The following is an 11,280-nucleotide window of genomic DNA, read 5'->3' on the forward strand; positions in this document are numbered from 1 at the left end:
GCAAATGAAAAAACAAACCACGAATTACTTCGTGGTTTTAAATTAGAAATTATTCAGCAGCACTGAAGTCATCGCCGGCATCGCTACCTGCATTGCCTGAAAGGGTGTAGATGCGTTTTGTTTTACTAGTTAATGTGCGGTATTTTAACCACGCTTTTTCAATGTCAGTTTCTGCTACCTCTTCGCCTTTCATTACCGCAACGAAACGTTTTTCTTCTTGAGTTGCCGGCTTACGTTCACCACTTTCTAAAGCCAAGCAAGCTTGACCGAATTGTTCTAAAGTTTGTGATTCACGAATGGTGTAATCGCCGTGGCGAGAGAAACCACGTGGATAATTTTTATCGTCAAAAAAGCGGCGCGTAACGCTAAAACTGTCTGCCATAATAATGCCTCGTTGTTTGAAATTAGGGAAAAGAAAAATCGGCATACATTAAACAAAAATAGCGAATAAATCAATGATTTCGTGTAAAAAGTGGTAAAATTTCTGATAAAATCAATCGCTTGTAAGGTGTCGTTGTGATTTTCTTTTTATTAACGGGAGGTGAGTGTGTCCAACCAATATATTTTTAGCTCTGATTGGTTTACTCATAATCTTCCTTCTCTAACATCTATTTTTGAATATGTTAAGCCGTTACGTATTTTAGAGATTGGTTCTTTTGAAGGGCGTTCAACAGTCTTTTTTATGGAAGAAGCTCTAAAATATCAGTCTCAGGTAGAGATTCATTGTATAGATAGTTGGGAAGGTGGTGCAGAGCATCAGGGGATTTGGAATATGGGGGAAGTAGAGCAGCGTTTTATGGATAATATTAGCTTAGCTCAACAATCACTCCCAAATGCAGAGCTTTATAAACATCGTGGCTATTCTCATCAGAAAATGATCGAACTACTCGCCAATGGTTATGCAGGCTATTTTGACTATATCTATGTAGACGGATCTCACGAGGCTCCTGATGTGTTATTTGATGCATTACTTGCTCACCGTTTGGTTAGAAAAGGGGGAGTGATTAGCTTTGATGATTATCTCTGGTCGCCGGATGAAGCAGGGCAACAGCGTCATTATATGTTAGTGAAGCCTGCGGTTGATCATTATGTAAATACGTATCAGCAAAAAGTGCAGGTGATACAAAATGTGCTTTCTTATCAGCAGCACATTATTAAATTGGAAGATTAAATGTAAAAGAGGAATAACGTGAATTTATTCCTCTTTTATTTGACTGAATTTAACGCTCAATCTTATCTCGCATTAACTCAATTAACGCTGCGATCTCGGGCGTTGGGGCTGGCACTTGTAACATTACCCAGCGGAAGAGTTCAGGGTCGGTGTAGCCTAGCATTTCAACAAAGGCTTGCTGTTGGGGCTCGTTGAGTTCATTAAAATGCTGTTGGTAAAACGGCATAATCATTTTATCTAACTCACGCATACCACGCCGGCACGCCCATTCTAATTTAAAGCGGTTGATTTCTGCCATTATTTTACCTCTTTGATGCGTAACTCTTTCGGGACTTCAAACACCACATCTTCTTCGTTACCGACTAAGGTTTCAACTTCGGTTACGCCAAGGGTTTTTAAATGCGAAATTACTGATTGCACCAACACTTCAGGAGCGGAAGCACCGGCGGTAATACCGATAGTTTCAATACCCTCCAACCAAGTTGGATCAATATCTTGCGGACCATCAATCAGTTTTGACATCACACCCATTCGAGAGGCGAGTTCCGCCAAACGATTTGAGTTCGAGGAGTTTTTTGAACCTACCACTAACACTAATTGTGATTGTTCTGCCAGTTCCCGCACTGCGTGTTGGCGATTGGTGGTAGCATAACAAATATCATTTTTGCGAGGGCCTTGAATTGCCGGATATTTCTCTTTTAACGCCTCAATCACGCCAATGGTATCGTCAATGGAAAGTGTGGTTTGCGTCATAAAAGTTAATTCATCGTTGTTGGAAACCGGCAAGTTGGCAATATCTTCCACCGATTCTACCAAATAAATGCCACCTTCTTGGTTATTGTATTGTCCCATTGTGCCGATAACTTCCGGGTGACCTTCGTGCCCGATTAAAATTGCTTTTGTCCCTTTTTTACTGGCTCGGGCAACCTGCATATGCACTTTGGTCACGAGTGGGCAAGTGGCATCAAACACTTTTAAGCCACGATTTTTGGCTTCTTGGCGAACTGCTTGCGACACCCCGTGGGCTGAGAAGATCACGATAGCATCGTCCGGCACTTCGTGTAGTTCTTCGACAAAAATAGCCCCTTTGGCTTTCAAGCCATCCACTACAAATTTGTTATGTACCACTTCGTGGCGAACATAGATAGGTGCACCGTGAATTTCTAAGGCTAATTCAACAATCGAAATGGCTCGATCCACGCCGGCACAAAAGCCACGTGGGTTTGCTAATAAAATTTTCATTTAATCACTCTTATTTTTTCGGTTCTTTTTTGGTTATAAAGGCTTCTAAAATCAGTAAGCCTGCACCCACACAAATCGCAATATCGGCAATATTAAACACAGGGTAGTGATAAATATCCCAATAAAAATGAAGGAAATCAACTACATAGCCGTTGTAAGCACGGTCAATAGCATTCCCAATCGCTCCACCAATAATTAAGGCATACGCAATATTTTCTAATTTTTTGACTGCTTGATTCTTCCAAAGAGCCACCACTAAAGCACTGGAAATCACTACCGCCAGCCCTAAGAAGAAATATTTTTGCCAGCCGGAATGCTCGGCAAGGAAACTAAAGGCAGCCCCGTAGTTTCGGGCGTAAGTGAAGTTAAAAATCGGCAAAATATTAATGCTTTCACCAAATTCAAAATGTTGCACTACAATGTATTTTGACCAAAGGTCAATGATGATTACAATTAAACTCACCCAAAGAAATTTTAAGCCTGTTTTCATTTAATATCCAAAATTTAATGTAAAAAGAGTAGGTGGAAATCCCCCTGCAAGCGGTCGTTTTTGCCGGATTTTTTGCAAAACTAAATCGCCTCTTCATTTTCTTCGCCGGTACGAATGCGGATCACCCGCCCGACATCATACACAAAAATCTTGCCATCGCCGATTTTGCCGGTTTGGGCGGTTTCCATAATTGCTTCAATGCACTGTTCTTCCAACTCGTCGGGAATCACGATTTCGACTTTCACTTTCGGTAGAAAATCAATCGCATATTCCGCCCCACGATAAAGCTCGGTATGTCCTTTTTGTCTGCCAAACCCTTTGATTTCGGTAATACTCATTCCGCTGACACCCACATCGGTTAAGGCTTCACGCACATCGTCTAATTTGAAGGGTTTAATAATTGCTTCTATTTTTTTCATTTTTTAGCCTTAATTTTCTCGTCTTGCCGATTTGGGTCTGAAACTTTCGCAAATGGCTGCGTGGGTTTCGACATAAATTTCGCTTAAAAGTTGTAAACAGTATGGCACGGCACTAAAAATACCTTTAACCAATACTTTGCCCTGTTCATCTTTCACACCTTCCAGCGTTTCTTTAATTGCTTTCGGTTGCCCCGGCAGATTTAAAATCAGACTGTCGTGGCGAATTACTCCCACTTGGCGAGAGAGAATTGCGGTTGGCACGAAGTGAAGGCTCACTTGTCGCATCTGTTCGCCAAAGCCGGGCATTTCTCGGTGGGCGACAGCAAGGGTGGCATCTGGGGTGACATCACGTTTTGCCGGGCCGGTGCCGCCGGTGGTTAATACCAAATGGCAAGCGTGAGCATCGACTAACTCGATTAAGGTTTGCTCAATAATGGCTTGCTCATCGGGAATTAAGCGGGTTTCCAGCTCAAACGGCTCGGTTAAGGCAGATTCAAGCCACACCCTTAATTCGGGAATGCCTTGGTCTGAATAAACCCCCTGCGAGGCTCGGTCTGAAACCGACACCAAACCGATTTTCAATTTCTCTTTGCTAAGTGGTTTATAAGCGGTCATTTTTTCTCACCTTTTTGCAATTCTTGTTTTTCCGCCTCACTTAAATTCGATAACGCCATATTAAAACTGCGTTCTACCGTTACTTTGCGAGGGTCTTCATCAGGCAGTAGTTTTAACATCATTCCCCACGTCATTGCCGCCATTTTGAAATCTTCTTTTTCAAAGGAGTGGAACGCCAATAAACTTAACGCATTAAAGTTTGTGTGGTCTTGGCGGATAATCTCTTTTAACAAGGTTTCACCTTGTTTTTTGTCTTCCTGTGCCTCAGAAAAGAGCAGAAGTTGGGCGTGGCTGAGTTTGTAATCTAAGTTATCCGGCTTGAGTTGAGCCGCTTTGCTAAAGGCATCGTGTGCAAGCTGACCATCGTCTAACGCCATCCCGATTTGACCGAGCATATACCATTTTTTGTCGTCATTCGGGTTGCTTTGTAAATCTACCCGTAACGCCATTGCAAATTGGTTCATTTCCTCTTGTGAGAGCGGATTGGTCTCTTCGGTTTTTAAACGCTCATAGAAGCTGTCTAATTTTTGGTGAGTGGTGTCTAACATTGAGTTGGAGAACCAAGAACCGACATTGCTGTAAATCGCAAAGCTGATACCGCCGACAAATAAAATCAATGCCACAAACCACGACTTGCCGAGCGTTAATTTTTCACTTGTGGCACTTTGTGTGCTGTGTGGAATATCATCAAGCAAGTTTTTTTGTAGCTCTAATTTGGTTTGTTCAGGGTCATCAATCACCCCTTCATTCGCTTCGTTTTCCACTTCTTTTAAGCGGTCAAAATAGAAGGCTTTGTTTAAGCTGTCTCGCTTGGTATTATCAATTTGCTTGTTCTTTTTAAGTAGCGGATAAAACGCCACGCCACATACTATCAGTGTGACGAAAATAATGGCCAGCCAGAAATTCATTTTTCTTCCTTATTGAGAATTTGGTTAAGACGTTTTTGCTCATCTTGAGCGAGATGGGCGAACGGTTTTGCAATATTTTGTTCAAAATTGACCGCTTGCGGTTTGTTTTTCTTTCTACGCAATACCACACACAGCCCTAAGGCAATTAAAATTAACGGCAACAGCCATAACATAATAGTTGCCGGTGTGAGAGGCGGGTCGTAAGTGACGAAATTGCCGTAGCGTTCAATCATATAATCCACCACTTCGTCTTTGCTTTTGCCTTGTTTGAGCAATTCTAAGGTTTTTGCCCGCATATCGGTGGCAATAGTTGCATTGGAATCGGCGATATTATTATTTTGACACTGCGGGCAACGCAGTTCTTGAATTAAGGTACGATAGTCCGCTTCTTGTTTCGGGCTGTCGAATTGGTGCAGTTCTACCGGAGCAGCATTAACTGTTACACTTAGAAGCATTATTAGGCTGAGAGTTTTTATTTTCATAATTTTGAATATTGTTGATATATTTATTAGGAATTTGATATTTGTTATTTTCAATTTCCAGTACAAAAGTTTCTGTGTTTTCAAATAGCTTTTTTCCACAGATCATATAATAAGTAACCTTATCTCCTTTTTCTAGTGTTATCTTAGTTTTGTCCATGTGGAGTTTATTGTTATTTTTATAGAAAAAATCTTCATGTATCATATAGTTTTTCTGTGTATTTTCTCTTATCCCTAAGATTGTTAATGAGTTTTCACTAAAATTGATATTTAGTAGTGGGTTGAGTGATATTAGAAATAATATGACTATAGATATTATTATATAAAATAAACAATTAGGTTTTTTTGTTTCATTAATTGTTTTTATAAAAATGTAGCTTAATCCTAATCCTGTTAGCATAAAACATAAATACAGAGATATAAATCTTATGTCGGTTATTGTACTAAACCCTCCATTATAGATAATAATAAAGAATGGAACTAATAAGTAAGTTGTGCCAGTAAAAAATAAATAATTAATTATATCTATTTTTATTGATTTTTTTAGTTCATATAGTAGATAAATATATGCACCTACTATAGGTAAATTGATTAAAATTACTTTCAGGTTTGTTTCTTGAAAAAACAGAGTGAGAATAACTAGAGGTATATAGACTATTTCTATAATACCTAATATCATTAACTTGTTGTTTGTATTTGTTTTTTCAAGTGATAAGTAATACTTAATAGGTTGCATATTCATCAGCATTATAGGGAAAAATAAAAATAATGCTATAGGAATAAATATGGTTGAGAAGTTACTGTTTAATGAGTTAATGAATAAATTTCTTGCATCAATGCTAACTAAATAGTTTAGCAATAAAAATGAGGATAAAATAGTTAGAATTATTCCTATAATAGTTGATAAACCAACTATTATAAAAATAAAGTTATATTCTCTTTGATAATTGCTTTTTATAGATTTCTTAATGTCAGCAGGAAATACAAACATTTACTTTAATCCATCATAAATCGGTTTAAGCACTTGGTTCCACACTTGGTCGTTTACATCGCCGGCGTGGCGGTATTGAATCACGCCGTTACCGTCAATAATAAAGGTTTCGGGTGCACCATAAACACCTAAATCTAAACCGAGTGAGCCTTTCGGGTCAAAAATAATCGCTTTATAAGGGTTGCCGTAATTAGCTAAGAATTTAATCGCTTTTGGGCGTTCGTCTTTATAATCAATACCGACAATTTCCACCCCTTGTTTTGCCAAAATGGTTAAGTATTCGTGTTCGGCATAACAAGTCGGACACCAAGTTGCCCAAACATTAAGCAGGCGAGGTTTGCCGGTTTTGACGATATTTTGGTCGATTGTCTGTTTTTCATCTAATACCGATTCTAAATTAAAGCTCGGAACTGTTTTGCCAATTAAGGCTGATTCTAATTTTTTCGGATCATCGCCTTGCGAGTTGCGAGCGAGTTGAACCAAAAATGCCACAGATAATGCTAAAAAGAGAATTAAAGGAAGTAGAAATTTTTTGTTCATTGTTTATGCCTAATATCAATCACTCTCAAAGTTGTTAGCTTACCAAAAAATAGTCGAATAAGCATTGATTTAAATAAAAAATCCGTTGAGTGGTATTCAACGGATTTTAAGGTATTACAAGCGGTCGAAAAAGTTAAATTATTTGCGTAATTTTACCGTTTCAATGGCGTGGTCTTGCCCTTTGATTAAAATAAGGTTGGCACGCTCTCGGCTCGGCAGGATATTTTGGCGTAAATTTAAGCCGTTGATCTCTTCCCAAATTGTCGAGGCGGTGTCAATCGCTTCTTGCTCAGACAAACTCGCATAATGGTGGAAATAGGAGTTTGGGTCGGCAAAGGCACTGCGGCGGAATTTCAAGAAACGGCTGATATACCATTTTTTCAGCAAACTTTCTTCGGCGTCCACATAAATAGAAAAATCCACAAAGTCCGATACAAATACATTATGCGGGCTGGAGGGGTAGTTCATTCCACTTTGTAACACGTTTAGCCCTTCTAAAATCACAATATCGGGTTGATCCACTGTATTAAACTGATTTGGGATAATATCGTAGGTCAAGTGGGAATAAATAGGAGCTTTCACGTTGCGTTTGCCGGATTTAATATCAGAAACAAAGCGAATCAGGCTGTGAATATCATAAGATTCCGGAAAGCCTTTCTTCTTGAGTAAGTTCTTTTCGGTTAATGTCGCAAGTGGATATAAAAAACCGTCAGTGGTAATTAAATCTACTTTTCGCTCTTGGGGATAATGGGATAGCAACGCTTGCAAAATACGGGCAGAAGTGCTTTTTCCAACTGATACGCTGCCGGCAATACTAATAATGTAAGGGACTTTAGGCGGTTCAATGCCGAGGAAGCGATGTAAGACCGTCTGGCGTTTTAAGTTTTCTTCTATATAGTATTGAATTAAACGGGCAAGCGGTAAATAAATAGTACGAACCTCTTCTAATGAAAGATCTTCATTAAATCCTAACAGCGGTTTTAGGTCTTGCTCGGTCAGCTTCAATGGAACGGATTTGCGTAAATCTGCCCATTGTTGGCGATCAAAAGTGAGAAAAGGAGTAATTTTGCTGGTTTTTTCAAGGCTCATAGCCAAAATCTCAATTTTTTACTGATGAATTAGGGTATGCAAATACCAAATTAAGGGCGTAACTATACAATATATGCACTTATTTTGCCGTAGTTATGCGGAGAAAATCTGTTGTATTTTACAAAAAATAGTCATTTTGTATATTTAAAAATCGAAAGAACGCTTTTTTTAATATTTTTTTAAAAAACACTTGCACGCTGTTAAAATTTCCCTATAATGCACATCACTTGCTTACGACACAGCAACGCCGACTTAGCTCAGTAGGTAGAGCAACTGACTTGTAATCAGTAGGTCACCAGTTCGATTCCGGTAGTCGGCACCATTAACTCAGGCGTAAATAAGTATTCAATTATCGTGGAGGGGTTCCCGAGCGGCCAAAGGGGGCAGACTGTAAATCTGTTGGCTCAGCCTTCGAAGGTTCGAATCCTTCTCCCTCCACCATCTCTGATATTTTGAATCGCGTAGGTCAGACGAATTTAGAACAGCGGGCATCGTATAATGGCTATTACCTTAGCCTTCCAAGCTAATGATGCGGGTTCGATTCCCGCTGCCCGCTCCAAGCGCTGATATAGCTCAGTTGGTAGAGCGCACCCTTGGTAAGGGTGAGGTCGGCGGTTCAAATCCGCCTATCAGCACCACTTCTCTGAATTCTATCTTTCTCACGCAAATTTTTATTGGTATTAATTTCTACATTATGGTTAATGGGTTCTTTTGTTCCATTGTAACCGTTTTTGTTTAAGAGGCTTTTAGAAAATGTCTAAAGAAAAATTTGAACGTACAAAACCGCACGTTAATGTGGGTACAATCGGCCACGTTGACCATGGTAAAACAACTTTAACAGCAGCAATCACTACCGTATTAGCGAAACACTTCGGTGGTGCAGCTCGTGCATTTGACCAAATCGACAATGCACCGGAAGAAAAAGCACGTGGTATCACCATCAATACTTCACACGTTGAGTACGATACAGCAACTCGTCACTACGCACACGTTGACTGCCCGGGACACGCGGACTATGTTAAAAACATGATTACCGGTGCGGCACAAATGGATGGTGCTATCTTAGTAGTAGCAGCAACAGACGGTCCAATGCCACAAACTCGTGAGCACATCTTATTAGGTCGCCAAGTAGGTGTACCATACATCATCGTATTCTTAAACAAATGCGACATGGTAGATGACGAAGAGTTATTAGAATTAGTTGAAATGGAAGTGCGTGAACTTCTTTCACAATACGACTTCCCGGGTGATGACACTCCAATCGTACGTGGTTCAGCGTTACAAGCGTTAAACGGCGTAGCAGAGTGGGAAGAGAAAATCCTTGAATTAGCAAACCACTTAGACACATACATTCCAGAGCCTGAGCGTGCGATTGATAAACCATTCTTATTACCAATCGAAGACGTATTCTCAATTTCAGGTCGTGGTACAGTAGTAACAGGTCGTGTTGAGCGTGGTATCATCCGCACTGGTGATGAAGTTGAAATCGTAGGTATCAAAGATACAGCGAAAACAACCGTAACAGGTGTTGAGATGTTCCGTAAATTATTAGACGAAGGTCGTGCGGGTGAGAACGTAGGTGCATTATTACGTGGTACTAAACGTGAAGAAATCGAACGTGGTCAAGTATTAGCGAAACCGGGTTCAATCACTCCACACACAGACTTCGAATCAGAAGTTTACGTATTATCAAAAGAAGAAGGTGGTCGTCACACTCCATTCTTCAAAGGTTACCGTCCACAGTTCTACTTCCGTACAACGGACGTAACAGGTACAATCGAATTACCGGAAGGTGTAGAGATGGTAATGCCTGGCGACAACATCAAAATGACTGTTAGCCTAATTCACCCAATCGCGATGGACGAAGGTTTACGTTTTGCGATTCGTGAAGGTGGTCGTACAGTAGGTGCGGGCGTTGTAGCTAAAATCATCAAATAATTAAGATTGTTTGATAAAGCGAAAAGCTAAATAAAATGAAAGAGGCATATCGAAAGGTATGCCTCTTTTGCTTTTATGCTGATTAAGCTAGCCACATCATTTCATTTGCAAAAAATCGGCGAGAAAAGACCGCTTGTCATCAAGAGATTTTGCATGCGGCCTATTTTTCTCAAAATTGCTAAATAGTTATAACTACCTTCCTCTTAATTTAGTATAAATTCGTTATAGCTCTTTCTTTAAAAGAAAAACACCTTGTTCGATAAAATGTACATAGGCCTGTTTGATATGAGGATAAAAATTTTCAGGTTTAGTATTGACTAATAAATCTTTCCCTTCCCATTCAGCTATAATTTCCCAATGATTTCCCATATAAACTGCATTTTTAATTTTACAGAGTTGACTTATATTTCCTTGTTCAGCTAAATGAATAGCTTCTGGACGAATGCCAACTAAACATTCCCCATCGGGTAACTCAAATTGTTCAGCATTTGATAACGCAAATTGATATCCATTTATATTAATTTGGTTGCCAGCTATCGTGCCTTCAAAAATGCTACTTTCACCCATAAAATTTGCTAAGAATAAAGAATTAGGGCGAAGGTATAACTCTTTGGCTGAAGCTTTTTGCATAATTCTTCCCTTGTTCATCACAATTACTTCATCTGAAACCGCAAAGGCTTCGGACTGATCGTGGGTCACATAAAGCGAGGTGATGTTTAGCCGTTGTTGTAATTCACGGATTTTCTCCCGCATTGAACGGCGTAAGTTGGCATCAAGGTTACTTAGCGGTTCATCGAATAACAGCACTTTGGGTTTTAGAATTAAGGCACGGGCGAGAGCGACACGTTGTTGTTGTCCGCCAGAAATCTGATCGACAAAGCGATCCTCAAAGCCACCTAAATCCACCAATTCCAACGCCTCTTTTACTCGTTGTAGCCGTTCTTCTTTCGGCACGCCCTGCATTTTCAAGCCGTAGCCGACATTATCGCCAATCGACATATGCGGAAATAGGGCGTAAGACTGGAACACAATGCAAATATCACGATGTTGGATCGAACTTTGGGTCACATCTTCGCCATCAATAAAAATTTGCCCCGAAGTCGGATTTTCCAGCCCTGCCACTAAACGCAGTACGGTGGTTTTTCCACAGCCGGACGGCCCGAGTAAGGTCACCATTTTGCCTTGCGGAATGCTGAGGTTGAGATTGTCAATGACCGTCACTTTGCCGAAAGATTTGGTGACGTTTTTTAATACTAAGAAATCGTTGTTCATATAGTGTCCTTTTGCCTATAGCTGTTCTGTTGTCATTGATTGTAGGGTGGACGTAAGTCCACGAATAAAATACAGAGAAATCATCAATACGTGGACTTACGTCCACCCTACAAAATTGTTTGCTCA

At 40.0% G+C, this 11,280-nt stretch carries 14 protein-coding genes and 4 tRNA genes; 6 read left to right on the forward strand and 12 right to left on the reverse strand.

What is annotated here, in order from left to right; all coding sequences use genetic code 11:
* Positions 1 to 49 precede the first annotated feature (49 nt).
* Positions 50 to 382: a DUF413 domain-containing protein gene (locus ACJ7Z2_RS03210; RefSeq protein ID WP_006249984.1), complete on the reverse strand. Its 333-nt coding sequence runs from the start codon at positions 380 to 382 to the stop codon at positions 50 to 52.
* Between the two features lie 165 nt (positions 383 to 547).
* On the opposite strand from ACJ7Z2_RS03210, the gene ACJ7Z2_RS03215 reads away from it, so the two are divergent.
* Positions 548 to 1,171 carry a class I SAM-dependent methyltransferase gene (locus tag ACJ7Z2_RS03215; RefSeq protein WP_232019688.1) on the forward strand — a complete coding sequence of 208 codons (624 nt, stop codon included), beginning with the start codon at positions 548 to 550 and terminating at the stop codon, positions 1,169 to 1,171.
* 49 nt (positions 1,172 to 1,220) lie between these two features.
* Here the strand turns inward: ACJ7Z2_RS03215 and ACJ7Z2_RS03220 are convergent, their stop codons facing one another.
* The 10 genes from ACJ7Z2_RS03220 to coaA all read right to left on the reverse strand — a co-directional run bounded on the left by ACJ7Z2_RS03220 (position 1,221) and on the right by coaA (position 7,944).
* On the reverse strand, positions 1,221 to 1,469 hold the full coding sequence (locus ACJ7Z2_RS03220; protein WP_409500768.1) for a succinate dehydrogenase assembly factor 2: 249 nt from the start codon (positions 1,467 to 1,469) through the stop codon (positions 1,221 to 1,223).
* Complete coding sequence (gene ispH, locus ACJ7Z2_RS03225) at positions 1,469 to 2,413, reverse strand: 4-hydroxy-3-methylbut-2-enyl diphosphate reductase (RefSeq protein ID WP_409500769.1); 945 nt, start codon at positions 2,411 to 2,413, stop codon at positions 1,469 to 1,471. The genes ACJ7Z2_RS03220 and ispH overlap by 1 nt, the downstream gene beginning before the upstream one ends.
* A 10-nt stretch (positions 2,414 to 2,423) precedes the next feature.
* Positions 2,424 to 2,903: a signal peptidase II gene (gene lspA, locus ACJ7Z2_RS03230; protein ID WP_409500770.1), complete on the reverse strand. Its 480-nt coding sequence runs from the start codon at positions 2,901 to 2,903 to the stop codon at positions 2,424 to 2,426.
* Between the two features lie 80 nt (positions 2,904 to 2,983).
* Positions 2,984 to 3,322 carry a nitrogen regulatory protein P-II gene (gene glnB / locus ACJ7Z2_RS03235; RefSeq protein WP_006249991.1) on the reverse strand — a complete coding sequence of 113 codons (339 nt, stop codon included), beginning with the start codon at positions 3,320 to 3,322 and terminating at the stop codon, positions 2,984 to 2,986.
* A gap of 9 nt (positions 3,323 to 3,331) precedes the next feature.
* On the reverse strand, positions 3,332 to 3,937 hold the full coding sequence (gene mog, locus ACJ7Z2_RS03240) for a molybdopterin adenylyltransferase (RefSeq protein ID WP_409500771.1): 606 nt from the start codon (positions 3,935 to 3,937) through the stop codon (positions 3,332 to 3,334).
* Positions 3,934 to 4,845 (reverse strand): c-type cytochrome biogenesis protein CcmI, encoded by a 912-nt coding sequence (gene ccmI / locus ACJ7Z2_RS03245; protein ID WP_006250786.1) that lies wholly within the window; start codon positions 4,843 to 4,845, stop codon positions 3,934 to 3,936. Before ccmI ends, mog begins: the two co-directional genes overlap by 4 nt.
* Complete coding sequence (locus tag ACJ7Z2_RS03250; protein WP_409500772.1) at positions 4,842 to 5,327, reverse strand: cytochrome c-type biogenesis protein CcmH; 486 nt, start codon at positions 5,325 to 5,327, stop codon at positions 4,842 to 4,844. Before ACJ7Z2_RS03250 ends, ccmI begins: the two co-directional genes overlap by 4 nt.
* Positions 5,278 to 6,315 carry a hypothetical protein gene (locus tag ACJ7Z2_RS03255; protein WP_006249995.1) on the reverse strand — a complete coding sequence of 346 codons (1,038 nt, stop codon included), beginning with the start codon at positions 6,313 to 6,315 and terminating at the stop codon, positions 5,278 to 5,280. The genes ACJ7Z2_RS03250 and ACJ7Z2_RS03255 overlap by 50 nt, the downstream gene beginning before the upstream one ends.
* The gene (locus tag ACJ7Z2_RS03260) at positions 6,316 to 6,855 is read right to left on the reverse strand and encodes a DsbE family thiol:disulfide interchange protein (protein WP_006249996.1); all 540 of its coding nucleotides are present in this window, start codon (positions 6,853 to 6,855) and stop codon (positions 6,316 to 6,318) included.
* 138 nt (positions 6,856 to 6,993) lie between these two features.
* Complete coding sequence (gene coaA / locus ACJ7Z2_RS03265) at positions 6,994 to 7,944, reverse strand: type I pantothenate kinase (RefSeq protein ID WP_409500773.1); 951 nt, start codon at positions 7,942 to 7,944, stop codon at positions 6,994 to 6,996.
* Positions 7,945 to 8,190: 246 nt separating this feature from the next.
* Here coaA and ACJ7Z2_RS03270 point away from each other — a divergent pair.
* The 5 genes from ACJ7Z2_RS03270 (at position 8,191) to tuf (ending at position 9,882) form a co-directional block, all read left to right on the forward strand.
* Positions 8,191 to 8,266 (forward strand) — tRNA-Thr (locus ACJ7Z2_RS03270).
* Positions 8,267 to 8,300: 34 nt separating this feature from the next.
* A tRNA-Tyr gene (locus tag ACJ7Z2_RS03275) sits at positions 8,301 to 8,385 on the forward strand.
* 43 nt (positions 8,386 to 8,428) lie between these two features.
* A tRNA-Gly gene (locus ACJ7Z2_RS03280) sits at positions 8,429 to 8,503 on the forward strand.
* A 3-nt stretch (positions 8,504 to 8,506) separates the two neighbouring features.
* Positions 8,507 to 8,582 (forward strand) — tRNA-Thr (locus ACJ7Z2_RS03285).
* A gap of 115 nt (positions 8,583 to 8,697) precedes the next feature.
* Complete coding sequence (gene tuf, locus ACJ7Z2_RS03290; RefSeq protein ID WP_006249832.1) at positions 8,698 to 9,882, forward strand: elongation factor Tu; 1,185 nt, start codon at positions 8,698 to 8,700, stop codon at positions 9,880 to 9,882.
* 222 nt (positions 9,883 to 10,104) lie between these two features.
* Here the strand turns inward: tuf and fbpC are convergent, their stop codons facing one another.
* Positions 10,105 to 11,154, reverse strand: a complete 1,050-nt coding sequence (gene fbpC / locus ACJ7Z2_RS03295; protein WP_409500774.1) for a ferric ABC transporter ATP-binding protein — start codon at positions 11,152 to 11,154, stop codon at positions 10,105 to 10,107.
* Positions 11,155 to 11,280 lie beyond the last annotated feature (126 nt).

The organism is Mannheimia glucosida, from assembly GCF_046267875.1.
Lineage (GTDB): Bacteria > Pseudomonadota > Gammaproteobacteria > Enterobacterales > Pasteurellaceae > Mannheimia > Mannheimia glucosida.

Coding starts and splice junctions, on each gene's coding strand:
- ACJ7Z2_RS03250 (WP_409500772.1), bottom strand. CDS start 5,327: ATGAAAATAAAAACTCTCAGCCTAATAATGCTTCTAAGTGTAACAGTT.
- ccmI (WP_006250786.1), bottom strand. CDS start 4,845: ATGAATTTCTGGCTGGCCATTATTTTCGTCACACTGATAGTATGTGGC.
- tuf (WP_006249832.1), top strand. CDS start 8,698: ATGTCTAAAGAAAAATTTGAACGTACAAAACCGCACGTTAATGTGGGT.
- ACJ7Z2_RS03260 (WP_006249996.1), bottom strand. CDS start 6,855: ATGAACAAAAAATTTCTACTTCCTTTAATTCTCTTTTTAGCATTATCT.
- lspA (WP_409500770.1), bottom strand. CDS start 2,903: ATGAAAACAGGCTTAAAATTTCTTTGGGTGAGTTTAATTGTAATCATC.
- mog (WP_409500771.1), bottom strand. CDS start 3,937: ATGACCGCTTATAAACCACTTAGCAAAGAGAAATTGAAAATCGGTTTG.
- ACJ7Z2_RS03220 (WP_409500768.1), bottom strand. CDS start 1,469: ATGGCAGAAATCAACCGCTTTAAATTAGAATGGGCGTGCCGGCGTGGT.
- coaA (WP_409500773.1), bottom strand. CDS start 7,944: ATGAGCCTTGAAAAAACCAGCAAAATTACTCCTTTTCTCACTTTTGAT.
- ispH (WP_409500769.1), bottom strand. CDS start 2,413: ATGAAAATTTTATTAGCAAACCCACGTGGCTTTTGTGCCGGCGTGGAT.
- ACJ7Z2_RS03255 (WP_006249995.1), bottom strand. CDS start 6,315: ATGTTTGTATTTCCTGCTGACATTAAGAAATCTATAAAAAGCAATTAT.
- glnB (WP_006249991.1), bottom strand. CDS start 3,322: ATGAAAAAAATAGAAGCAATTATTAAACCCTTCAAATTAGACGATGTG.
- fbpC (WP_409500774.1), bottom strand. CDS start 11,154: ATGAACAACGATTTCTTAGTATTAAAAAACGTCACCAAATCTTTCGGC.
- ACJ7Z2_RS03210 (WP_006249984.1), bottom strand. CDS start 382: ATGGCAGACAGTTTTAGCGTTACGCGCCGCTTTTTTGACGATAAAAAT.